This is a genomic window from Agrobacterium sp. 22-221-1 (assembly GCF_053522445.1).
The window spans coordinates 157,464-180,292 of sequence record NZ_JBNWCL010000006.1; the positions used below are offsets into that span (position 1 = coordinate 157,464).

The following is a 22,829-nucleotide window of genomic DNA, read 5'->3' on the forward strand; positions in this document are numbered from 1 at the left end:
TACCGGACAAACTTTCTCAAGTTATTGGGCGCTTCGAGAGTGGGCCGTGGAAGCGGCGATCGGGGCATCAACTTCTGGAACATACCAATGAATATCGAAACCGAAGGCAGACACCGCAAAACCGCGCGACGTCGTTACCAGGATGCGGTGCTGCTTGCCTGCACGGCGCTTGTCGCCACCCTGCCCGGCGCCTTGCTGGCGCAGGAGGCTGCCAACACGAACAGCAGCACGGTTCTGGAACGGATCACCATCGAAAGCGGTGACAATGACCAGAAGTCCATCGTCGCCACCCGCACGACGAGCGGCAGCAAGATGGCGACCGATATTCTCGACACACCTGCCTCCGTTTCCGTCATCACCGCCAAGGAAATGCAGCAGCGCGGCGTGCAGAGCGTGGAAGAAGCCCTGCAATATACCGCCGGTGTGACCACGGATTTTTACGGCTCCGACGACCGGTTCGACTATTTCAAGATTCGCGGTTTCGACGCCTATACCTATCGCGACGGGTTGACGCTCGGCCGTCCCTTCGGCGCGCTGCGGGAGGAAACCTATGCCTATGAGCGCGTGGAAGTGCTGAAGGGCGGCAATTCCACCACGTTCGGCGTCTCAGATCCCGGCGGCTCGGTGAATTATTCCACAAAGGTGCCGAAACGCACCCGTTTCGGTGAAGCCTATGTCACCGGCGGCTCCTATGGCCGCGCCGAAACCGGCTTCGACTTTGGCGACAACATCACCAGCAACGACACGCTGTCCTATCGCCTGACCGGCAAGCTCAGAAATGCCGATGCGGAATATGACTATTCCCGCGATGACGAGAAATTCTTCATGGGCGGCCTGACATGGCGTCCCACGGATGTCACCAGCCTTACCGTGGTTTACGACCACCTCAACAAGGATGGCGTTCCGGGCGGCGGCGGCCATCCGGTCGGCTCGCATTTCGACCGGAGCCGTTTCTTCGGCGAACCGGACTACAATTATCGCGGCACAAACCGCAATTCGCTGAGCGTGATGTTCGACCACGATTTCGGCTCCGGCCTGACGCTGAGTTCCAACGCCCGCTACAGCAAGGCGAATACGGACTTCGGTTACGCCTATATCTCGTCCACGCCGACCAACGGTTCGACAATCGCCGACCGGTCCTATTTCGGCAACGACACCGAAACCGAAAACTTCCTGATCGACACGCGCCTGCAATACGATACGCGGTTTGAAAATGTCGAAAGCCGCAGCCTCGTCGGCGTCTTTTACAATGACTACACCTCCGGCAGCAAAAGCTACTTCGGCGCAGCGCCGAGCATCAACTGGATGAACCCGGTCTATACCGGCGCACCCGCTTCAGTGCCGCTCTATGCCGACTCCCTGACGGACCAGAAGACCAAGGCGATCTATCTCCAGCAGGATTTCACCTTCTTCGACCGGCTGATCGTCAGCGCCGGCCTGCGCAACGACTGGATCGACACAGAGCAGACCAACCGCCTGCGCGGCACCTCGGCCAGCGGCGACATCAGCGAACTGACCAAGCGTATCGGCGTGTCCTACAAGGTCACCAATGAGATCGCGCCCTATATCAGCTATGCCGAATCGGTGGTGCCGGCATCCGGTCTGACGGTGGAGCCCGAACGCGGCGAGCAGATCGAACTCGGCGTGAAATACCGGCCTGACGCTTTCCCGGCCCTGTTCACCGCCTCGATCTACGATCTGAAGAAGAACAACATCACCGTCACCAGCCCGATCACCAGCCTGCCCACGACCATCGGCGAGGTGCGCGTGCGCGGTCTCGATCTCGAAGCCAAGGCGGAAGTGACCGACAATCTCAGCCTGACGGCGGCCTATTCCTATCTCGACGCGGAAATCACTGAAAACGGCACCGGCGGCAATGTCGGCAACCGGCCGCAATTCGTGCCCGAGCATCAGGCTTCGCTGTGGGTCAACTACACGCTTGCGGGCAACGACCATTTCGGCGACATGACCTTCGGTCTCGGCGGCCGTTATACCGGCGCTTATTATTTCGACAACGCCAACAAGGTCGAAACCGGAAGCAGTGTGACCGTGGATGCGGCATTCAGCTACAAGATTCAGGAAACCGCCTCGCTGGACGTCAATGTTTCCAACATCTTCAACGAAAAACACGTCTCTTATGGCGGTTTCGGCGCTGACTTTTACAATCCCGGCCGGGCGTTTTCCGTGACCTTGCGAAAGACATGGTGATGGGATATATTAGCAATATTTTTCAATATATTGTACTGTTTTCCTAACACACAACGTCATCCTCGGGCTTGTCCCGAGGATCTAACCACGTCTCATCTCGTCTGAAGTTGGCAGATCCTCGGGACGAGCCCGAGGATGACGTGGAGAGAGGCTCGAGGAATGCGCCAAACCGCTGAACATGGGCGGCGCAGGGTCGACCCGCTATCAAAGCAGCCGGTGCAGCCGTCGCCAGGCGGCCGGCGTGTTGCCCACGGACTGGCGGAAAGCCTTGGTCAGATGGGCCTGATCGGAAAAGCCAAGCTGGGCGGCGATATCGGCCACCGTCAGATCGCCTTCCAGCAGAAGTTTCTGGGCGGCATTGATGCGCCGCTCCAATTGCCATTGCAGCGGCGTCTTGCCGGTGGTCTGGCGAAATACGGTGGCGAACCAGCTTTCCGAAAGCCCGACAATATCGGCCATCTCGGCAACCGTCATACGGTCGTCGCCACGCTTTTCGACCTGGGCAAGAAGCTTGTTCAACTGCGCCTGCGTCAGCCTGCCATTGGCCTGCTCCGGCGAAGGGCCGGGAATATCCAGCAGGCCGGCAACGATGCTGCCCACGAGGCTTTCCGCATAGACCGCATGTTTCGAGGGTTCAGCCAGCTCATCGACAAGCAGGCCGGCAAGGGTTTCCACCGAGCCGATATCCTGTATCTCGACCGGACGGCGCAGCGCCGTCATCGCCGCCGAACTGCCGACTGAGGGCGACAGGAAACGCAACAGGCGATCCTTGTGAATATGCAGGTTGAGATGCGAGAACCGATGGGTGGCGCTGCTGCTCGTCCACATCGGTACGCCAGCCGGCACATAAACCGCCCGTGTCATCGGCCGCGAATGGTTGGTGAATTCGCCATTGCGGTTGGACATGCTGATGCGCGAAGAGACATCGTTGAAAAAGATCATGATGCGCGGATCGGCGGCCAGATAATAACCCTTGGCTCCCATCTGGCTTTCCGCTTCCCAGAAAGCACTGACCAGCCCGTCGAACTGGCGCCATTTCACCGGCGCAGTGACGCTGATCCCTTCCGTGTGCCAGGTCATGGAATGCCAGAAACTCACTGCGGGTACCGTCCGGTTGTCGGGTCTGGGTCGGGTGAAATCAAAAGACGGGCGCACCGCGCCAGTCATCGCGTTTCGCCCCAATAACATGACTTATCAATTCATGTTAATAGCAAAGATCGTTATAAAATGAAACATTCGCTGCGGCGACCGCGCTGGAACCTCTGCTCATGACGGCCGTTGAACTCCTGACAGAAGTGCAACAACGGAGATTACCATGGACAGCAAGAAGGAACCGGGCGACTTCGCAGACAAGAAGCGCGAGGAGCACGGCCGTGGCGTGATTGTGGCTGGGCCGGACGCGCATGAAAACGAGAAGGACGGCAAAGCCCCGTCGCCAGACGCCGGAAAAACCCCGGTCGGCAAACCGGTTCCGTCCTCGGACCGGCGATAGGGAAACCGTCCTGCGCAAACAAGATAATGAGGGCCTATAAGGCGTCCAGCAATCTTTCGCCGTCACGGCAACCGTTGCGCCTTGGCGGTCGATAGAACGCAAAACACCTCCCCGATTTCTCGGGGAGGTGTTTATTCTTAAACAGCCGGATTTTTCTTACAGAAGGTCGAAACGGTCGGCGTTCATGACTTTCGCCCAGGCGGCAACGAAATCCCGCACGAATTTCTCCCTGCTGTCATCCTGCGCATAAACTTCCGCATACGCACGCAGAATGGAGTTCGATCCGACGACGAGGTCCACACGGGTCGCGGTATACTTCGTCACACCCGTTCTGCGGTCGCGAACCTCATAGAGATTGTTACCGGTCGGAACCCAGGAATAGGCCATGTCGGTCAGCGTGGTGAAGAAGTCCGTCGTCAGAGCGCCGGGCTTGTCAGTGAACACGCCATGCGCCGCACCGGCGTAGTTGGTACCGATGACGCGCAGGCCGCCGATGAGCACCGTCAGTTCCGGCGCGGTCAGGCCAAGAAGCTGGGCGCGGTCCAGCAGGAGCTCTTCCGGGCTGACGACATAGTCCTTCTTGATCCAGTTACGGAAACCATCCGCCAGCGGCTCCAATGGCGCGAAGCTGTCGGCATCCGTCTGTTCGGCGGAAGCGTCGCCACGGCCGGGCGCGAAAGGCACGGCGATATCGAAACCAGCCGCTTTCGCCGCCTGTTCCACACCGTAATTGCCGGCAAGGACGATCACATCCGCGATGCTCGCGCCGCTTTCACCGGCGATCTGTTCCAGAACAGACAGCACACGGGAAAGACGGGCAGGCTCATTGCCTTCCCAGTCCTTCTGCGGTGCAAGGCGGATACGTGCGCCATTGGCGCCGCCGCGCTTGTCCGAGCCGCGGAAGGTACGGGCGCTGTCCCAGGCGGTCGAAACCAGATCGGCAATCGGCAGGCCGGAAGCAGCGATCTTCGCCTTGACGGCAGCGACATTGTAGCTCGTGGAGCCTGCCGGAACCGGGTCTTGCCAGATCAGGTCTTCAGCCGGAACATCCGGGCCGAAGTAACGGGACTTCGGTCCCATGTCACGGTGGGTCAGCTTGAACCAGGCGCGGGCGAAGACGTCAGAGAAGTGGTCCTGATCGTCCTTGAACTTCAGCGAAATCTCGCGGTAGATCGGGTCGACCTTCAGGGCCATGTCGGCATCGGTCATCATCGGGATGGTGCGGATCGAGGCGTCCTCGACATCGACAGGCTTGTCTTCTTCAGCAATGGTGATCGGCGCCCATTGCGATGCACCGGCGGGGCTGTGCGTCAAAGTCCACTCATGCTTGAACAGCATGTCGAAGAAGCCGTTGTCCCACTTCGTCGGCTCGCTGGTCCACGCGCCTTCGATGCCCGATACCACGGTGTCACGGCCAATGCCGCGGCCCTTGGTATTGATCCAGCCAAGACCCTGATATTCCGGGCCTGCGGCTTCCGGATCGGGGCTGAGGTTGGCGGCGCTGCCATTGCCATGCGACTTGCCGATGGTGTGGCCGCCGGCGGTCAGCGCCACGGTCTCCTCGTCGTCCATGCCCATGCGGGCAAAGGTCTCGCGCATCTGCGCCGCTGTCGCCAGCGGATCGGACTTGCCGTTCACGCCTTCCGGGTTGACGTAGATGAGGCCCATCTGCACGGCGGCAAGCGGGTTTTCCAGCGTCTCTGGCTTGCTCACGTCGCCGTAACGGCCGTCGCTTGGCGCCAGCCACTCTTTCTCGTCACCCCAATAGGTGTCCTTTTCCGGCGCCCAGATATCTTCGCGGCCGAAAGCGAAACCGAAGGTCTTCAGACCGGCGACGTCATAGGCAATGGTGCCGGCGAGCGCGATAAGGTCGGCCCAGGAAATCTTGTTGCCGTATTTCTTCTTGATCGGCCACAGCAGGCGGCGGCCCTTGTCGGTGTTCACGTTGTCCGGCCAGGAGTTGAGCGGAGCAAAACGCTGGTTGCCGGTGTTGGCGCCGCCGCGGCCGTCAGTCACACGGTAAGAACCCGCCGCATGCCAGGTAACGCGGGCCATCATGCCCACATAGCTGCCCCAGTCGGCCGGCCACCAGTCCTGGCTGTCGGTCATAAGCGCACGCAGATCGGCCTTCAACGCTTCGACATCGAGCGTCTTCAGGGCTTCGCGATAGTTGAAGGAGGTGCCGAGCGGATTGGTCTTGGTGTCGTGCTGATGCAGAATGTCGAGGTTCAGCGCATTCGGCCACCATTCGGTCACCGATTTACCCGAGGCCGTGTTGCCTCCATGCATGACAGGACACTTGCCAGCCGGTTTTGAAGTTGCGTCCATTTCGCCCTCCGATGGGTTTAACAATTAAACGAAATAATCAATTCGACATGTGCAGCGTGGGAGCCAGAGCCAGCGGCAGGTCATGGGAAAACCGTGCAGCGACGCTGGTAACCTCTCACAGCTACAGCTTCTTTCTGTCATGAAGATGACTAACAGCCGAGTTCCATAATTTCCAATTGTATATTCTAAAGGCTGCGATATGCTGAGCTTATGATTGCGCTCTCCATGAAACATCTTCGTTATTTCGACGCTCTGGCCAAGATCGGCCATTTCGGCCGGGCGGCGGAGGCATGCGCCATTTCCCAGCCGGCCTTGTCGCTGCAGATCCGGGAGCTGGAGGAACTGATCGGCGCGCCGCTCGTCGAACGGAGCAGCCGCCAGATCCGGCTGACCGCGCTTGGCGAGGAATTCGCCGAACGCACCCGGGCCATCCTGCGTTCGGTGGACGAGTTGCAGGATCTGGCGCGTGCGGGGCACGGCCCTCTCAGCGGCCGGCTGCGCATCGGCGTCATTCCCACCGTCGCGCCCTATCTTTTGCCGCAGGTGATCAAGACGCTCACGCGGCATTATCCCGGACTGGAAGCACGCCCGCGCGAGGCGGTGACACAGAAGCTCATCGAAGACCTTCTCGAAGCCCGGCTCGACATGGCAATCGTCGCCCTGCCCGTCTCGGAGCCGGCGCTGGAAGAGGTTCCGCTGTTTTCGGAGGAATTCATTCTGGTGCGGCCGATGGAGGATGCGGGCATGCCGGTGCCGAGCGCCGACAAGCTGGGCGAAATGCGCCTGCTGCTGCTCGAAGAAGGCCATTGTTTCCGCAATCAGGCGCTTTCCTTCTGCAGCACGACCAATGCGCCGCCGCGCGTGCTGATGGAGGGTTCCTCCCTCTCCACCCTCGTGCAGATGGTCGGCGCCGGCATCGGCGTCACCCTCATTCCGCAGATGGCCGTCGATATGGAGACACGGCAATCCACGGTCTCGGTGTTCCGGCTCGCGGAACCGCGCCCGTCGCGCACCATCGGCATGGTGTGGCGCAAGAGCAATCCGCTCGCGGCGCAGTTCAGCCATATCGCCGAAATCGTCCGCGAATGCGGTCTTCAGAAACTTGGCATCGCGTCATAGGAACTTAGGTCGGATGATCGCGCGCGCCACAACGCGCGCGATCCACAAATCTTGCGGCTGCCCCTATCGCGACGCGGCCTTTGCGGATCTGTCGGTCCATTCGGGTGGCGCACCGAACTTGTCGGCCACCATGCCCTGCAGGCCGCGCGACCGGCCATAGGCATCGCATTCGACATATTTCGGTTTTCCGCCCAGAGCGGACCGGATTCGATGGCCGGAGGGAATAGAGAGGTTCAGCCCGTCGGAGACCTTGCCTGTCACCAGAATACGCGAGAAGTAGTTCGAGAAATCGGCGGCAAGCTCGTAGGCATCTCCGATTTCCGAGACGCGGGCGTTGCCCGTGATGGAATTCGCGCCCTTGGACCAGACGGCTGCGGCGCGCTGGACGCCGGTGCTGTCCACCGCCTCCGCCTCGACAGCGAGGCCGCCAAGCCCGAATGGAAGACGCGGCACGCTGACCGGCAGGACGAAGCCGCTGCCGAGCGTCACGGCCGTCGATACCCCGGCCATGGTCTTGTCGGTCGGCACCAGATCGGTGATGACCGTGCGCACCGTCATGTCCGCCGGCTGGCCCAGCGCGGCAATCCGGTATTTATCGCTGAGCGCCACGCAGATGGCCCGATCCAGCGCATTCGAAACAAGGACACGGTCCTTTTCGGATGTGACCCGCGACGAGGCCGCGAAGGAGAAAGTGGTCGGCACGATGGCGACGGTCTTGACCCCAGCCAGTCCGTTGGCGTCCACGAAGGTGCGCGATTTGGTGAACTTGCCCTTGACCGGGCTGAGTTGCGCATAAGAGGTCAGCGTACCGCCTTCCTTGAGCGGCACGGAAGTGCAGCCGGACATGATGATGGCAAAGGGCAAGGTGGCGAAGGCGACGCCGCGACTGCGGGAGGCCCTGTCGCCGGAAGCCCGGGCAAACAGACTGCACTGTTGTTTCACTGCACGTACTCCAGTTGGCATGGTTGATCCTGTGCCCCACACGGTACGACAGCGAAAATTGCGGCAACATTACAATTGCCCGCCCCTGAAATCGCGCGCAACGCAGGATCAGAAACGTAACCGGAAGGTGCTTCCGAAGGCGCTGCTGTCCAGAAAGATTCGCCCGTTATGGTTGGCGACGATCTGCTTGACGAGGCTGAGGCCGAGGCCCGCCCCGGTGCTGCGCGGTGTAACGCGATAAAAAGGCTCGAAAATCCGCTCCCGCTGGTCTTCGGCGATCCCCTGTCCCTCATCGGAAACCGCGATCTCGCCACTGGCGAGAATCGAGACGTGGATCATCCCCCTGTTCCCGCCATGGTCGATGGCGTTGCGCACGATGTTGCTGATGGCGCGCGGCAGGGTGAACGGGTTGCCCAGTATTTCATATCGCGCGATCTGCGCTTCGAAGGAGATATCGTAGCCCGCCGAAAGCGCGAGCGGGGCGAGATCGGCAACGACGGTGCGCGCCGTCTCGACGAGGTCCAGCGTTTCGCGCCGGTCGTTTACCTGATCGTTTCTTTCGAAGGCGAGAAGCTGTTCGGTGGTCTCCCCAAGCCGCGCGACATCCTCCATCAGGCGTTGCTGCTCCGGCCCCGGCAAGCCCTCTATCCTGGTCTGCATGATCGCAATCGGCGTTCTCAGCTCATGCGCCGCATCGATGAGAAAACGCTGCCGCGCCCGAAACTGCTCTTCAAGCCGTTCGAGGATGCCGTTGAAGGCAAGGATCAGGGGCACCACCTCCCGCGGCACATCCTCGACCGGAAGCTTCGAGCCCGGCCGGCGCGGATCGATCTCGGGAGCCTTTTTGACGACGGAACTGAGGCCTGCAAGCGCCTCGCGCACGATGCGTGGAACCGAGAAGAACACGGCGGGCAAGATGACAGCCAGGAGGGGAACGTAAATCTTGTAGGTTCCGGCAAGGAGCGTCAGAAACTGCCCCCTCATATGCGTGGTTCCGCCGAACATGACCCTTACGGAACCCCACTTCGTCTCCATGCTTTCAACCAGGGCGACCTCGGAGATGCCCTTTCCTCCGCGAATATCGGCATCCGTCAGCAAATGCAGATACGGCGACAATTCCTCATAAACGGCGGGCACGGCGCCATAGCTCGCCACCCGCCCGTCCAGCGTGGAAGCCACGAACCAGAGCGTTGAGTTCTCCGCCTTCAGGGCCTGCAATGCCGGGCCATCGGTAACGACCAATCCTTTTTGCGGATCGAGCGAAAGCGACTCATCAAGTGTTGCCGACAGGTCGTCCCAGAGCGCAATATTGGGCGAAAGCATCGTCATGCCGTAAAAGCAAAGGCCGATGATGACCACGGCAATCATGGCGGAGACGACGACGCTGAGCTGCCAGCTCAATTTCCACCACAAGGACGAGTTGGAGATGCCCTGCGCTTTCATGCCTCTTCCTTCAACAGATAACCGATGCCGCGAATATTGTGGACGCCAACGCCTGCGGAGGCATCGAGCAGGCGTTTGCGCAGCCGCGATATATGCGCATCGAGCGCATTGGACTGGATCTCTTCCTCGTAATTGTAGACGGCAGCCTCAAGTGTGGAACGCAGCACGGATTTGCCCTTGCGCTTTGCCAGCGCAACGAGAACCGCAAGCTCGCGCCTTGGCAGATCGAAGGGAACGGAGTTGATCGTGACGCTGAGATGGAGCGGATCGATAACGATGCGGCCGGCTGTGATTTCGGCCGGCGCAAGGTTTGCCGGCCTTCTCAGAACCGCACGCACCCGCGCCAGCAGCTCACCGACGAGAAACGGCTTGCCGAGATAGTCGTCGGCGCCGCCATCCAGTCCGGCGATGCGGTCTTCCGGTTCGTTCAATGCTGTCAACAGAATGATCGGCGTGTCGATGCCAGCGTGGCGCAGCTGCGGAATGAAGGCAAGTCCCTCCCCGTCCGGCAGGCGGCGATCAAGCAGGATGGCGTCATAGACGTGCTGGCGCGTCAACTCCATCGCATCGCCGAGCCACATCGTATGGTCGATGACGATGCCCTGCCTGCCGAGCGTCGCCGTCAGCGCATCCGCCATTGCCTTTTCGTCTTCGATCAACAGAAGTCTCATGCGTCACCGTCCCTTCGCATTCCCTTGTCTGCCAGAAAGGTTGCGGCAGTATTGCGGCAAAGAAGACGCCACAGCATTTCCAACCTGCCGCATAACGGTTTCCCCTCCGAAAAAGGCATGAAATCAGGGCGATGAAACATAAGACCCTGCTGTTTAAGCAGCTGCGTTCGCAAGGGTAATGCTGCTGCAATTATGGACGCCTATCCAGATGCCATGCGCTTCAAGAGAGGCAATGCGACCGCCCGAGTTGCGGTCCCGGTATGGAAAGGATTTCAGCATGTGGGTGAAGAGAACCATCAAGGCGGGGATAGCGCTTGCAGGTTGCGTTCTCGTTGTCACCGCTCTCGATCCGGCGCGAGGCAGCGTCGATGCGAATGAGCGTGTCAAAGGCATCGTGAACGGGCTCGTCGAGACTGCCGCGATGAGCCCGGCAGGCACTCCGTTCGAACTGACGGCAGCCGAGACGGCGAAGATCGGCACGCGCCCGATGGCGGAGCGGCTTGGCATCAGCGGCGAGCTTCAGCCCATCACCCGCGTGGTGATCCGCGCCCGTGAAGCCGGCAAGATAGTCGAGATGAATGCCCGCGACGGAGACTCGGTGCAGGCGGGCAAGCTGCTCGTGCGTTTCGAAACCGACGAGCTGCAATCGACGCTTTTGCTGCGGCAGAGCGACCGGGATGCGGCCGAGGCCGAGCTGATGCTGGCAATGCAGGCCCTGACGAGAACCGAACAGCTTGCCCTGAAAAACATCGCTTCGGCGGAACAGCTCGACAAGGCGAAGAGCGATGTTGCGGTAAAGACGGCAAGGCTCCAGAGCCTTTCGGCGCAGGCGGATATTGCCCGCCTCGCCCTTCGCAATGCCGAAATCCGCGCGCCCTTCGGCGGCACCGTCACCCGGCGGCTGGCCGAGGCGGGATCGCGTGTCGGCGCGGATGGCGAGCTTCTCACGCTGGTCGATACCAGCGTGCTGGAGGCGAAGGTTCTTGTCGCCACGCGCGATGTTCCGCGCGTCGCCCTCGGCCAGACGGCGGAACTGGAGATTGACGGCCTTGGCGGTCAGATCGTCAAAGGCACGGTCGACCGCATCAGCCCGGTCGCCGAAGACGGCACCCGCTTCGTCGCGGTCTATCTGCGGCTTGCCAATCGTGACGGCCGGCTGTGGGGCGGAATGTTCGCCAGCGGATCGATCCTGCTGCGCGAGAAAAACGATGCGCTCGTCGTTCCCGCCATCGCCCTGCGCAAGGATGAAACCGGTTACCATGTGCTCAAGGTGCAGGACGGCCATCTTCGTCGCCAGACGGTCACGGTGGGAGCGCGCTGGAACGGCGGCAACCTGATCGAGATTGCCGCCGGGTTGAAGGATGGCGAGACCATCCTGACCGCGCCGCTTCCGCAATTGCGGCCCGATATGGCCGTCACCGTCGATAAGGCAGGCTGACATGTTCTTGACCCGCATATCCGTTACCCACCCCGTTTTCGCCACCATGATGATGGTTGCGCTTCTGGTCATGGGCGCTTTCTCGCTGCAACGGCTTGGCCTCGACCAATATCCCAATGTCGACGTTCCCGTGGTGGTGGTCGTCACCTCTTATCCGGGCGCGACACCGGAGACGGTGGAAACCGAGGTGACACGCCCGGTCGAGGACGCGCTGAACGCCATTGGCGGTCTCGATGAGGTCACCTCTACCTCCTATGAGGGGCGCTCCGTCGTCGTCGCGAAATTCAAGCTTGAGGTGCGCAGTTCGGCCGCCGCGCAGGAGGTGCGCGACAAGATCGCTGCCATCGAGGCGAATTTTCCGGAAGACGCCAAAAAGCCCGTCATATCGAGGTTCGACCCCGCCGCCGAGCCGGTTCTATCGGTTGCGATCAGTTCGACATCGCTCGGTGTGCCCGCTCTCACCAGCCTTGCCGACCAGAAGGTGGTGCGGCAGCTGACGACCGTTGCCGGCGTCGGGCAGGCAACGCTGGTCGGCGCCCGCAAACGACAGGTCGATGTGACAATCGACGAGACGCGCCTGCGCGCCCTCGGGATCGGCATCAACGAGGTGGTTAATGCGCTGCGCACCGGCAACAGCAACAGCCCGGCCGGAAGCGTCGTCGATCCCGTCTCTGAACGCACGATCCAGGTGCAGGGGCGTATCGAGGAGCCGCAGGCGCTGCTGGATATGGTCGTGGCAAGGCGCGGCGGCGCGGCCATTGCGCTTCGCGATGTCGCAACGCTCTCCGAAGGAGCAGCCGATGCCGAAAACCGCGCCCTTTATAATGGCCAGACGGCGCTGGCGATCGACATCGTCAAGGTTCAGGACGCCAATACGGTTCAGGTCGCGACCGATGTGAGGAAGCGCCTCGATGCGCTCAACGCCGAGCTTGCCCCGCAGAACGTGCAATTGCGCATCGTCACGGATGCGTCGATACCCATCCGCGAATCCGTCAGTCAGGTACAGACGACGCTGATCGAAGGTGCGGCGCTCGCCGTCGCCATCGTCTTCCTGTTTCTAAATTCCTGGCGCAGCACGGTGATTAGCGGGCTGACATTGCCGATAGCAATCATCGGCACGCTCGCGGTGATCCATTTCCTCGGCTTCACGCTCAATACGCTCAGCCTGCTGGCGCTGACGCTTTCCATCGGCATTCTGGTGGATGACGCCATCGTGGTGCGCGAAAACATCACCCGCCATCTTCACATGGGCAAATCCCACCTGCGTGCGGCCCTCGACGGCACCAATGAAATCGGACTTGCAGTAATCGCAACAACGGCGACAATCGTGGCAGTCTTCCTGCCGGTCGCCTTCATGGACGGCATTGTCGGTCGGTTTTTCTACGAATTCGGCGTCACCGTTTCCGCCGCCGTCCTGATCTCGCTCTTCGTCGCCTTCACGCTCGACCCGATGCTGTCCAGCGTCTGGTACGATCCGGACGCCCATCCCGATGCGAAGCGCGGGCCGGTGGGCCGCCTGATCGCCCGTTTCGACCGCGGCTTCGAATGGATGGCCGGGCAATATCGCCGGGCCATCGGCTGGACCCTGCGGCATCGGCTCGTCACCCTGCTAGTCACGTCGGGCATCTTTATCGGCAGCCTGTTCATGGTGTCGCTGGTCGGCACGGAATTCGTTCCGAATGCCGATGAGGGCCGCTTTCAGGTCAATATTACCGCGCCGGTCGGCTCCTCGCTGGACTATACGACAACGAAGGTGCGGCAGGTCGAAAAGGCGCTGAAGGAATTTCCGGAAGTCGAGACGCTTTATTCCACCGTCAATACCGGCGGCGCCGCCGGCAAGCATCGGGCCGCCATATTGGTGGGGCTGGTGCCGCTCGACATGCGGAGCCGAACTCCGCTCTCCCTTGCCGAACCGGTTCGCAAACGCCTGTCAGCCATACCCGGCATAGAGGTCACGATCCTGCAGAATGGCCTTGGCGGCGGCGAAAGCCCGGTGCAGCTCAGCACCCTCGGCGACGACCGGACGGTCCTCGAAAAAATCGCCACCGGTCTGGTCGAAGACATGAAGAAAATCCCCGGCCTCGTGGATGTGACCTCCAGCGCCAGGGATGTGACCTCCATTCTTTCGGTCCGCCTGAAGCCTGCGGCGGCGAGCGATCTCGGCATTGCCCGCTCCGATCTTGCCGCAGCGCTTTCCCCCCTCATCGGCGGCGAGGATGTGTCGAAATGGACGGATGCGGACGGCAACAGCTACGATATCGTCATCCGCCTGCCCGTCGAGCGGCGGTCTGACGCGGCAGGTCTCGGTGAATTGATGATCGCAACCGGCCGCACAGCCGCGAACGGCGCGCCGCTGATGGTGCGTCTCGATCAGGTTGCCGATATCGGCATCATGCCGGCTCCCGCCGAAATCCGCCGTATCGACAATCGCCGCGAGATACTGGTTTCGGCCAATATCGCCGGCCGCACGCTTGGCGAGGTGACGGAGACGTTGCAGGGCCTGACCGCCAGTCTTGACCTGCCGAACGGTTATCGCATCCGCTTCGGCGGTGACGCCGAAACCATGCAGGAGACCATCGGCCACATGGTCACGGCGCTTACCATGGCCGTCATCTTCATCTACATCGTGCTCGCCTCGCAATTCGGCAGTTTCATGCAACCGCTCGCCATCATGGCGTCCCTGCCGCTTTCGCTTGTCGGCGTCCTCATCGGGCTGATGGTGGCCGGCAGCACGATCAACATGTTCTCGCTGATCGGCTTCATCATGCTGATGGGCCTCGTGACCAAAAACGGCATCCTGCTGGTCGATTTCGCCAATCGCGAGCGGCGGCGTGGGCTTTCGCTGAACGAGGCGCTGGAAAATGCCGGCGTCATCCGCTTCCGCCCGATCATCATGACGACGCTTGCGATGATCTTCGGCATGATCCCGCTCGGTCTCGCCGTCGGCGGCGGTGGCGCGCAGCGTGCGCCGATGGCCCATGCGGTGGTTGGCGGTCTCATCAGTTCCACGCTGCTGACCCTGATCGTGGTGCCGACCATCCTGTCCTATGTGGACAGCATCGTCAGGCGTTTTGCCCGCCTGTTACCGAAAGCGCCCGATGAAACGGGGCATTCGAACCATCAGGCGGAACCTTCCCAAAAGCAGCCGGCCTGAAAAGGCCGGTTTTGCATCTATGGGGCTGCCGTCACCTCAGCAGGAGAATGGCGGCTGGCCCCGCCAGAAGCACGGCAAGGACGATGATGGGATGGAGATAACGCAATAAAAAGCGGAGAGCGGAACGACATGGTTTCATGCAACGGCACCTGACGACAATCATCAGGCAAGGTTGGAGATCGCCCATTGCGGCGGCATTACAGTCTTGGCCACAGGAGCCGATGCCGGACGCGTGCGGTTACGGTCTCTCGCTGCCCTGACGCTTCTTTTTGCCCTTCGGGCGAAAATCGACAAGAAGCGACTTCAGTTCGATATCGCGAACGCGCCTTGCCGCCTCATCCGGGCGCACCCATTCCAGCAGGCGTTCACCGCGTTCCTTGAAACTGGTTTCCGCCTCCGTCACCTCTATCTGGAACACATCGACCATGCAGGGAACGACATCGCCATTGTCGAGCATCTTGAGATAGGTATAGCGGCCAACCGCATTCTTTTTCACCCGGCCGCGCACGCCCGCCTCCTCCCACGCCTCGATTGCCGCCGCCTCGTGCGGCCTCTTGCGTTTCATCGGCCAGCCGCGCGGAATGATCCAGCGTCCGCTGGTACGGGACGTGACAAGGAGGATTTCGACATCCTCGCCATTGCCGGCATAACGGAAGCAGAGCGCGGCATATTGCTGCCGGAAAGCGCCGGTGAAGAGCTTTTCCGGAACCGCAGCAAGCTGCTGGAGCAATGTCAGTGCACGAGCCGGGCGGGTTTTCCGGCTTTTCTTGGTGGGTTTCATATCCGTTGATAGTGCTGATTTTCCGGGTTGCATCAATGCCCCGCGTGCATTTATGACAGTTTTATGACAATCACCCCCCACAACTAGTAAAGCGCCATTGAGGGCCAATTCGCATGATGAGTATTTTTCGCAAGCTGATGCCGCGCGAGGACCGTTTCTTCGACATGTTCAGCAAACATTCCGAAACCGTCATCAAAGCGGCCCAGGCCCTTGACCAACTTTTGAGCGGCATCGACGTCGAGAAGAACTGCGACCTCATCGTCGCCCTTGAACATCAGGCGGACGACATCACCCGCGAGGTGCTGCTCGCCGTCAGGCGCAGCTTCATCACCCCCTTCGACCGCGGCGACATCAAGGATCTCATCCAGTCGATGGATGACGCCATCGACATGATGCACAAGACCGTCAAGACCATCCGTCTTTTCGAGCAAACGGAATTCGATCCGCTGATGAAGGAAATGGGTCATGAGATCGTGCGCGCAGCCGGCCTCATCGCGGAAGCCATTCCGCTTCTCAACAAGGTCGGCACGAATGCGCATCGCCTGTCATCCATCGCCGAAGAGGTGACCCGCGTCGAAGGCCGCTCCGACGAACTTCACGATTTGGGTCTCAAGGACCTCTTTCGCCGCCACGGCGCAAGCGGCAATGCCATGGCCTATATGATCGGCAGCGAGATCTACGGCGAACTCGAAAAGGTCGTCGACCGCTTCGAGGATGTGGCCAACGAGATCAGCGGCATCGTTATCGAGAACGTCTGATGGATGTCGCACTTGCCCTGCCGCTGCTAATCGGCCTTATCGCCATCGCGCTGTTCTTCGATTTTCTGAACGGTCTGCACGATGCCGCCAATTCCATCGCCACCATCGTCTCCACCCGTGTGCTGCGCCCGCAATATGCGGTCGCCTGGGCGGCCTTCTTCAACTTCATCGCCTTCCTGTTCTTCGGCCTGCATGTGGCAGAAACGCTCGGCACCGGCATCATCGATCCGGCCATCGTGTCGCCGCAGGTGATCTTCGCGGCGCTGATCGGCGCCATCGTCTGGAACATCGTCACCTGGATTTTCGGCATTCCCTCCAGCTCGTCGCACGCGCTGATCGGCGGGCTCGTGGGTGCGGGATTTGCGAAGGTGGGCTTCAATTCCATCGTCTGGTCGGGCCTGCTGAAAACCGTGGGCGCCATCTTCATGTCGCCGGCCATCGGCTTCTTCCTCGCCCTGCTTCTGGTGCTCACCGTCTCCTGGCTGTTCGTGCGGCAGACGCCCTTTGCCGTGGACCGCACCTTCCGCGTGATGCAGTTCATCTCCGCCTCGCTTTATTCGCTGGGACATGGCGGCAACGACGCGCAGAAAACCATGGGCATCATTGCCGTGCTGCTCTTCAGCCAGGGACATCTGGGCGAGAGTTTCTACGTGCCCTTCTGGGTGGTGATTTCCTGCCAGTCGGCCATGGCGCTCGGCACGCTGTTCGGCGGCTGGCGCATCGTCCATACGATGGGATCGAAGATCACCCGGCTGAACCCGATGCAGGGTTTCTGCGCCGAAACCGGCGGTGCGTTGACGCTGTTCGGTGCGACATGGCTCGGCATTCCGGTCTCGACCACCCACACGATCACCGGCGCCATCGTCGGCGTCGGTGCGGCCCGCCGCGTCTCGGCGGTGCGCTGGGGCCTTGCCGGCAACATCGTCATCGCCTGGATCGTGACCATGCCGGCGGCTGCGCTGATCTCCGCCGCGGTTTACGGGCTGACGTCGCTGTTCGGCTGACGCTTCATCCCTGCCCCGATTTGCCGCTCCTCCCGGAACAAAAGCCCCCCGTGGCTGTTGTTCCGGGGGACCAATGCGGATCGCGGACATGGCACGACAGGTTTTCTGGAAGGGTTATCTCAAGCTGTCACTGGTGACGGCCTCCGTCTCGCTGACGCCCGCGACGACGGAAGGCAACAAATACACCTTCCACATCCTCAATCGCAAAACCGGCAACCGCGTCGAAAGCCGTTATGTCGACAGCATCACCCACCGACCGGTCGCCGCCAAAAACCAGGTAAAAGGTTTTCCCCGCGCCGAGGACGATTACGTTCTGCTGGAAGATGACGAGATCGATGCGGTGGCGCTGGAAAGCACCCGCACCATCGATATCAAGACCTTCGTGCCGAAAGGATCGATCGACTGGATCTGGTACGACCGTCCGCATTTTCTGCGCCCGGAAGACAAGATCGGCACCGAAGCCTTCAGCGTCATTCGCGAAGCCATGAAGGTGAACGATGTTTTCGGCATCGCGCGCCTGGTAATCTACCGTCGTGAAAGGGCTGTGCTCCTCGAACCGTCGGGAAAAGGCATCATCCTGTGGACGCTGCATTACGGCGAAGAGGTACGCGAAAGCATCGACGCGCTGGAGCCGAAGATGAAAATCGACCGGCCATTGCTGGAAGCCATGGAAAAACGCATCGGCAAACAGGTGACGGGTTGGAAACCGGCTTTGGTGCAGGACCCCATTCAGAAGAAGATCAAGTCCCTGCTGAAGACCAAGGGCGAGGAGGTCTCCTCCTCGAAAAAGAAAACCGGCACGAAGGCACGCACCGGCGGCAATGTCATCAACATCATGGATGCGCTGAAGAAAAGCCTTGCTTCCGAAAAGAGAAGCTAAGGCTCACTGCCTTCAGCGGGCCTTTTTCGGAAGCGGCTCGGCAGCAGCAAAAAAGCCGTCCCAAGGGTCTTTTTTCAGCGCGGAAAGACGCGCGCCGATATTGTTGACGGTGAAATGGGCCGGGCCGATCTCGGCGGTGAGTTCCGACCATTCGAGCGGCGCTGAAATGGCGGCTCCCGGCCGCGCACGCGTCGAATAGGCCGCAACCGCCGTATTGCCCCTGCCATTGCGCAGATAGTCGATGAAAATACGGCCCTGCCGTTTCGCCTTGGTGGCGACTGAGAGATATTTCTCCGGCTCGGCCTTCGACATATCCGCCGCCATGGCCTTGGCAAAGGCTTTTACCGGGGCCCAGCCCGCCTGCGGCTTCAAGGGTGCGACGACATGCAACCCCTTGCCGCCCGACGTCTTGACGAAAGCGGCAAGTCCGGCCTCTTCGAAACGCCGCTTCAGTTCAAGTGCCGCTTCGATCACCTCTTCCCAAGCCACATCCTCGCCGGGGTCTATATCCATGGTGATCATGTCCGGCTTTTCCCAATTGGCAGTGGTCGCGCCCCATGGGTGGATTTCAAGCGCGGCGGACTGCACAAGCGCCATCAGGCCATCGAAATCGGTGATGCGGATCAGCGGTTCGCCGCCCTTGTCCTTGGGATCCCGGATCTGCTCGACGGCCTTGTTGATGCCGCGCCAGGCATGTTTCTGGAAAAATCGCTGCCCCTCTATGCCCTCCGGGCAGCGCAACAATGCCAGCGGCCGGTTGACGACAAAGGGCGCCATGTGCCGCCAGACCTGCGCATAATAATCGGCAAGCCCCTCCTTCTTCACACCGTCCTCCGGCCAATAAAGCCGGTCCGGATGGGTGAACTTGATCTTCGATTGCGGCGCCTGGGTATCGGACACGGCCTTCTCCTCGCGTTCGATTTCTGCTGCGGGTTTGTCTTCGCGCAGCCCCCGGAAGGAGGCGTGACGCAGATTGCCATCTCCCGACCATGCACGAAACTCCACTTCAGCGACCAGTTCCGGCTTGACGAAATGAAGATCGCGGCGGGCGAGCGCGGTGAGTTTCTCACCGAACGGGCTTTCCTTGCGCTCCAGCGGCTTCAGCCGGCCAAGCAGCATCTCCGCCATTTCGCCCGTATAACCCGTCCCGACACGCCCGACATGGCGCAGCTTGCCATTTTCATAAACACCGAGCGCCAGCGATCCGATGGCATGGTCGGATGTGGAAGAGACGGTATAACCGCCGATGACGAATTCCTGTCGCATCGAGCATTTGGATTTTACCCATTCGCCCTTGCGGCCTGAAACATATTTGCTGTTCCTGACTTTGGAAATGACACCCTCGAGGCTGAGCCGGCAGGCATGGTCCAGAACAAGCGCGCCACTTTCTTCGAAATGCTGGCTGTAGCGGAGATGAGGGTCACCCGCCGGCAGCAGCTTTTCGAGCAGCGCCTTTCGCTCGCTCAATGCCGCACCGCGCAGATCGCTGCCATCGAGATAGAGAAGGTCGAAGGCGTAAAACACGAAGCGGTCGCTGCGCCCTTCGCTCAGATCCTGCTGCAAGGCGGAGAAATCGGAGGCCCCGCTGTCGCGTTCAACGACGATTTCGCCGTCGATCAACACCGTTTCCACCGGCAGCGCCGTGAGAGCTCCTGTCACGGCGCTGCCGAATTTCTCCGTCCAGTCCAGCCCGCTGCGGGTCAGCAGTTGAAGCTTGCCCTGATCGACGCGCGCCTGCAGACGATAGCCGTCAAATTTGATTTCATGCAGCCAGCGATCTCCGTTAGGCGGTTTCGGCTTAAGCGTGGCGAGCGCCGGCTGCACGAAGGATGGCATGGCCAGTTTGCGTGCGCCTTTGGGCAGCGCATGCGCCTGTTTCCTGCCGGAGGCAGAAGCCACGGTCTTTTTCGATACCGTTTTGGAGTTCCAGGTATCTTTCGGTTTGGCTGCAACTTCCTCGACACTACGCCCGGTCTTTACGGATTCTGGCCGTTCTTCGAGAATATCCGCGCCGCCCTTATGCCTCGCCTCCTCGTCATCGCCCTTGATCAGCAGCCAGTTCTCCCGGCTTTCTCCGGGCTTTCCGTGCATGCGTACCAGATGCCATCGGCCTTTGAGCTTTTCGCCTTCCAGTTCGAATTCCAGATGGCCTTTGCGATAACCTTTCCGGGCGTCACCGATCGGTTGCCAGGTGCCACGATCCCAGACGATCACGGTGCCGCCGCCATATTGTCCTTTCGGGATGACGCCCTCGAAATCGCCATAGCTGAGCGGATGGTCCTCGACATGCACGGCAAGGCGCTTGTCCTCGGGATCGAGGCTCGGGCCGCGCGTCACCGCCCAGCTTTTCAGCACCCCGTCCATTTCCAGCCGAAAATCATAATGCAGGCGGCGGGCATCGTGTTTCTGTATCACGAAGCTCGAGCCCTGCTGTTCGGCCGTCGTCCCTTTGGGCTCCGGCGTCTTGTCGAAACTGCGCTTGGCGTTATAGGTCTGCAATCCCATGGATCAGCTCGCTTTCCGCGGGGCCTTGCGGCCCGCTGCCGTCGCCCTTTTCCTGCTGCCCGCTTCGGCCCCCGCGCTGCGACGCAGGGCCTCCTTGAGATCAATGATATTGTCTTCCTTGCGCGGCGGCGGCCTGGCGATTTCCCGGCCTTCGATCTTGGCTTTCACGAGTTCTGCGAGTGCATCATTATATCGATCGCTATAGTCTGCCGGGTCAAATGTGCCCGCACGCTTTTCGATGATGTGACCGGCCAGCTCCAGCATTTCCTCATCGAACTCGATATCGGGGATCGACTTGAAGACGGATGTCTGCGAACGGACTTCGTAGCTGAAGTTCAGCGTCGTAGCGACGAGAGCCTTACCGCTCGGACGGATCAGCAGGACACGGTTGCGGCGGAAAAGCACCGCTTCGCCGAGAGCTGCGACATTCTCGTCGTCCATTGCCCTGGCAAGAAGCGTAAGCGCCTCTTCGCCGCCCTCCCCGCTCGGCGCGAGATAATAGGACTTGTCGAAATAAAGCTTGTCGATCTCGTCACAGGGCAGGAAATGCCTAACGCTGATGACCTTGTCGCTTTCCGGCATCAGCTTCGCAATCTCGTCTCCCTCGATGACGATGTGGTCGCCATTGTCCAGCTCGTATCCCTTGACCTGATCCTCGCGGAGAACCGCGTCGCCGGTATCGCTGTCTACATATTGCCGCTCGACGCGGTGGCCGGTCTTGCGGTTGACGATATTGAAAGAGATTTTCTCCGCCGAGGTCAGCGCGGAATAAAGGCCGACTTCGCAGTTGAAATCGGCAAAGGCCAGATGGCCTCTCCAGCTCGCTCTCCGGTTCATGTCCGTCGTCCCTCGTCATCGCTGCGGGAAGACATGTCTCCGCGTCGGCCCTTGGCCAGAATACGCTCGATGGCGGGCACGTCCGCCTCCGCCAGAACCGGCACCGGATCGGACGCCATGGCTTCCAGCACCTCCGTCGACAGCCCGCCATTGCGTATAACCCATTCCATGGCCTCGCGGGTCTGCCGCTCCGCCTTCAACTGCGCATAAAGCGCCAGTATCAGCCGGTCGCGAACATCGAAGCTCTTCAAATTTCTGTCTGAACGTTCTGACTGCCGTTTCATTTCGAAATCCTCGAAGGCCTATCCGGCATTAGCGGGCATCGCCTCAGGCAATGCCCCTGCCGCCGGTCACACCATAAACCTCGCCATTGATGAAGCTCGCATCCTGCGACGCCAGCAGCACGTAAACGGGCGCCAGTTCCACCGGCTGTCCCGGGCGGCCGAAATCGCTGTCCTTGCCGAAATTCCTCACCTTCTCGTCCGGCTGGCCGCCGCTTGGCTGAAGAACCGTCCAGAACGGGCCGGGGGCGACGGAATTGGCGCGCACGCCCTTTTCGATAAGCTGCTTTGCAAGCGCTTTCGTATAAGCAACGATGCCGGCTTTCGTGGTGGCGTAGTCCAGCAGGATGGCGGAGGGCTCATAAGCCTGTATCGACGCTGTGGTGATTACCGACGAGCCCGGCTTGAGGTGGGGAACCGCCGCCTGCGCTATCCAGTGCAGTGCGTAGAGATTGGTCTTCATGGTAAGATCGAAATCGACTGTCGATAAGTCGTCGACGCTTTCTCGATATTGCTGCCTTGCCGCGTTGACGACCAGAATGTCCAGCCCGTTGAGATCGCCGGCCGCTTTCTCGACCAGTTCGCGGCACCAGGCCTCGTTGGTAATATCGCCGGGCAGCGCGACCGCCACGCGGCCCTCCGCCTCGATGAGCGCCACGACCTCCTCGGCGTCGGATTCTTCTTCCGGCAGATAGGAGATCGCCACATCCGCGCCTTCCCGCGCGAAGGCGATGGCAACCGCGCGGCCGATACCGGAATCGCCGCCGGTAATCAGCGCCTTGCGACCGGCAAGCTTGCCGGTGCCCTTATAGCTTTTTTCGCCATGATCGGGGAAAGGCGTCATATTCGTCACCAGACCCGGCATCTCCTGGGTCGGTGTCGAAAAGGGCGGGCGCGGATATTGGCTGCGTGGATCCTGAGGCTCGAGGCGGTCTGTCATCGCGGTCTCTCCCATCGATAGAGGTGCATCCGAGGCGCGTTCAGGACA

General features: G+C 60.8%; 18 protein-coding genes. 8 read left to right on the forward strand and 10 right to left on the reverse strand.

The annotated features are described in order from the left end of the window. Positions 1-87 precede the first annotated feature (87 nt). A complete protein-coding gene (locus tag ACQZ5N_RS11535; protein ID WP_448732954.1) occupies positions 88-2,208 on the forward strand; it encodes a TonB-dependent siderophore receptor in 2,121 nt (706 codons plus the stop codon). Between the two features lie 204 nt (positions 2,209-2,412). On the opposite strand, the gene ACQZ5N_RS11540 is transcribed toward ACQZ5N_RS11535, so the two are convergent. Next, positions 2,413-3,306, reverse strand: coding sequence for a helix-turn-helix domain-containing protein (locus tag ACQZ5N_RS11540; RefSeq protein ID WP_003521761.1), 894 nt, complete (start codon positions 3,304-3,306; stop codon positions 2,413-2,415). Positions 3,307-3,523: 217 nt separating this feature from the next. On the opposite strand from ACQZ5N_RS11540, the gene ACQZ5N_RS11545 reads away from it, so the two are divergent. Beyond that, positions 3,524-3,700 carry a hypothetical protein gene (locus ACQZ5N_RS11545; RefSeq protein WP_164865447.1) on the forward strand — a complete coding sequence of 59 codons (177 nt, stop codon included), beginning with the start codon at positions 3,524-3,526 and terminating at the stop codon, positions 3,698-3,700. Positions 3,701-3,856: 156 nt separating this feature from the next. Here ACQZ5N_RS11545 and katG read toward each other — a convergent pair whose 3' ends face one another. Then, entirely contained in the window at positions 3,857-6,028 is a 2,172-nt protein-coding gene (katG, locus tag ACQZ5N_RS11550) for a catalase/peroxidase HPI (protein ID WP_127757158.1), read from the reverse strand. A gap of 210 nt (positions 6,029-6,238) precedes the next feature. On the opposite strand from katG, the gene ACQZ5N_RS11555 reads away from it, so the two are divergent. Then, positions 6,239-7,147: a hydrogen peroxide-inducible genes activator gene (locus tag ACQZ5N_RS11555; protein WP_127757159.1), complete on the forward strand. Its 909-nt coding sequence runs from the start codon at positions 6,239-6,241 to the stop codon at positions 7,145-7,147. 63 nt (positions 7,148-7,210) lie between these two features. Here ACQZ5N_RS11555 and ACQZ5N_RS11560 read toward each other — a convergent pair whose 3' ends face one another. The 3 genes from ACQZ5N_RS11560 to ACQZ5N_RS11570 all read right to left on the reverse strand — a co-directional run bounded on the left by ACQZ5N_RS11560 (position 7,211) and on the right by ACQZ5N_RS11570 (position 10,203). Continuing rightward, positions 7,211-8,089 carry a DUF3313 domain-containing protein gene (locus ACQZ5N_RS11560; protein ID WP_078053540.1) on the reverse strand — a complete coding sequence of 293 codons (879 nt, stop codon included), beginning with the start codon at positions 8,087-8,089 and terminating at the stop codon, positions 7,211-7,213. Positions 8,090-8,197: 108 nt separating this feature from the next. Further along, on the reverse strand, positions 8,198-9,532 hold the full coding sequence (locus ACQZ5N_RS11565) for a sensor histidine kinase (RefSeq protein WP_448732955.1): 1,335 nt from the start codon (positions 9,530-9,532) through the stop codon (positions 8,198-8,200). Continuing rightward, on the reverse strand, positions 9,529-10,203 hold the full coding sequence (locus tag ACQZ5N_RS11570) for a response regulator transcription factor (RefSeq protein WP_059756216.1): 675 nt from the start codon (positions 10,201-10,203) through the stop codon (positions 9,529-9,531). Before ACQZ5N_RS11570 ends, ACQZ5N_RS11565 begins: the two co-directional genes overlap by 4 nt. Positions 10,204-10,480: 277 nt before the next feature. Here ACQZ5N_RS11570 and ACQZ5N_RS11575 point away from each other — a divergent pair, with 277 nt between their 5' ends. Both ACQZ5N_RS11575 and ACQZ5N_RS11580 read left to right on the forward strand, forming a co-directional pair. Further along, the gene (locus tag ACQZ5N_RS11575; protein ID WP_448732956.1) at positions 10,481-11,641 is read left to right on the forward strand and encodes an efflux RND transporter periplasmic adaptor subunit; all 1,161 of its coding nucleotides are present in this window, start codon (positions 10,481-10,483) and stop codon (positions 11,639-11,641) included. 1 nt (position 11,642) lies between these two features. Then, the gene (locus ACQZ5N_RS11580) at positions 11,643-14,795 is read left to right on the forward strand and encodes an efflux RND transporter permease subunit (RefSeq protein WP_448732957.1); all 3,153 of its coding nucleotides are present in this window, start codon (positions 11,643-11,645) and stop codon (positions 14,793-14,795) included. A 238-nt stretch (positions 14,796-15,033) separates the two neighbouring features. On the opposite strand, the gene ACQZ5N_RS11585 is transcribed toward ACQZ5N_RS11580, so the two are convergent. Then, positions 15,034-15,576 (reverse strand): NUDIX hydrolase, encoded by a 543-nt coding sequence (locus ACQZ5N_RS11585; RefSeq protein WP_080818981.1) that lies wholly within the window; start codon positions 15,574-15,576, stop codon positions 15,034-15,036. 113 nt (positions 15,577-15,689) lie between these two features. Between ACQZ5N_RS11585 and ACQZ5N_RS11590 the strand changes: the two genes are divergently transcribed. The 3 genes from ACQZ5N_RS11590 (at position 15,690) to ku (ACQZ5N_RS11600) (ending at position 18,218) form a co-directional block, all read left to right on the forward strand. Beyond that, entirely contained in the window at positions 15,690-16,334 is a 645-nt protein-coding gene (locus tag ACQZ5N_RS11590; RefSeq protein WP_448732958.1) for a DUF47 domain-containing protein, read from the forward strand. Further along, positions 16,334-17,338 (forward strand): inorganic phosphate transporter, encoded by a 1,005-nt coding sequence (locus ACQZ5N_RS11595; protein WP_003521775.1) that lies wholly within the window; start codon positions 16,334-16,336, stop codon positions 17,336-17,338. The genes ACQZ5N_RS11590 and ACQZ5N_RS11595 overlap by 1 nt, the downstream gene beginning before the upstream one ends. An 88-nt stretch (positions 17,339-17,426) precedes the next feature. Beyond that, positions 17,427-18,218 (forward strand): non-homologous end joining protein Ku, encoded by a 792-nt coding sequence (gene ku / locus ACQZ5N_RS11600; RefSeq protein ID WP_174046520.1) that lies wholly within the window; start codon positions 17,427-17,429, stop codon positions 18,216-18,218. A 12-nt stretch (positions 18,219-18,230) separates the two neighbouring features. Here the strand turns inward: ku (ACQZ5N_RS11600) and ligD are convergent, their stop codons facing one another. Genes ligD through ACQZ5N_RS11620 form a run of 4 tightly spaced genes read right to left on the reverse strand, consistent with a single transcriptional unit; the run spans position 18,231 to position 22,781 of the window. Continuing rightward, positions 18,231-20,723, reverse strand: coding sequence for a DNA ligase D (ligD, locus tag ACQZ5N_RS11605; protein ID WP_448732959.1), 2,493 nt, complete (start codon positions 20,721-20,723; stop codon positions 18,231-18,233). 3 nt (positions 20,724-20,726) lie between these two features. Continuing rightward, positions 20,727-21,560 carry a non-homologous end joining protein Ku gene (gene ku / locus ACQZ5N_RS11610; protein ID WP_104679976.1) on the reverse strand — a complete coding sequence of 278 codons (834 nt, stop codon included), beginning with the start codon at positions 21,558-21,560 and terminating at the stop codon, positions 20,727-20,729. Continuing rightward, a complete protein-coding gene (locus tag ACQZ5N_RS11615) occupies positions 21,557-21,844 on the reverse strand; it encodes a hypothetical protein (protein WP_448732960.1) in 288 nt (95 codons plus the stop codon). The genes ku (ACQZ5N_RS11610) and ACQZ5N_RS11615 overlap by 4 nt, the downstream gene beginning before the upstream one ends. 43 nt (positions 21,845-21,887) lie before the next feature. Continuing rightward, positions 21,888-22,781, reverse strand: coding sequence for an SDR family oxidoreductase (locus ACQZ5N_RS11620; protein WP_448732961.1), 894 nt, complete (start codon positions 22,779-22,781; stop codon positions 21,888-21,890). Positions 22,782-22,829: the final 48 nt, after the last annotated feature.

Coding starts and splice junctions, on each gene's coding strand:
- ACQZ5N_RS11535 (WP_448732954.1), top strand. CDS start 88: ATGAATATCGAAACCGAAGGCAGACACCGCAAAACCGCGCGACGTCGT.
- ACQZ5N_RS11545 (WP_164865447.1), top strand. CDS start 3,524: ATGGACAGCAAGAAGGAACCGGGCGACTTCGCAGACAAGAAGCGCGAG.
- katG (WP_127757158.1), bottom strand. CDS start 6,028: ATGGACGCAACTTCAAAACCGGCTGGCAAGTGTCCTGTCATGCATGGA.
- ACQZ5N_RS11555 (WP_127757159.1), top strand. CDS start 6,239: ATGATTGCGCTCTCCATGAAACATCTTCGTTATTTCGACGCTCTGGCC.
- ACQZ5N_RS11565 (WP_448732955.1), bottom strand. CDS start 9,532: ATGAAAGCGCAGGGCATCTCCAACTCGTCCTTGTGGTGGAAATTGAGC.
- ACQZ5N_RS11570 (WP_059756216.1), bottom strand. CDS start 10,203: ATGAGACTTCTGTTGATCGAAGACGAAAAGGCAATGGCGGATGCGCTG.
- ACQZ5N_RS11575 (WP_448732956.1), top strand. CDS start 10,481: ATGTGGGTGAAGAGAACCATCAAGGCGGGGATAGCGCTTGCAGGTTGC.
- ACQZ5N_RS11580 (WP_448732957.1), top strand. CDS start 11,643: ATGTTCTTGACCCGCATATCCGTTACCCACCCCGTTTTCGCCACCATG.
- ACQZ5N_RS11585 (WP_080818981.1), bottom strand. CDS start 15,576: ATGAAACCCACCAAGAAAAGCCGGAAAACCCGCCCGGCTCGTGCACTG.
- ACQZ5N_RS11590 (WP_448732958.1), top strand. CDS start 15,690: ATGATGAGTATTTTTCGCAAGCTGATGCCGCGCGAGGACCGTTTCTTC.
- ACQZ5N_RS11595 (WP_003521775.1), top strand. CDS start 16,334: ATGGATGTCGCACTTGCCCTGCCGCTGCTAATCGGCCTTATCGCCATC.
- ku (WP_174046520.1), top strand. CDS start 17,427: ATGGCACGACAGGTTTTCTGGAAGGGTTATCTCAAGCTGTCACTGGTG.
- ligD (WP_448732959.1), bottom strand. CDS start 20,723: ATGGGATTGCAGACCTATAACGCCAAGCGCAGTTTCGACAAGACGCCG.
- ku (WP_104679976.1), bottom strand. CDS start 21,560: ATGAACCGGAGAGCGAGCTGGAGAGGCCATCTGGCCTTTGCCGATTTC.
- ACQZ5N_RS11615 (WP_448732960.1), bottom strand. CDS start 21,844: ATGAAACGGCAGTCAGAACGTTCAGACAGAAATTTGAAGAGCTTCGAT.
- ACQZ5N_RS11620 (WP_448732961.1), bottom strand. CDS start 22,781: ATGACAGACCGCCTCGAGCCTCAGGATCCACGCAGCCAATATCCGCGC.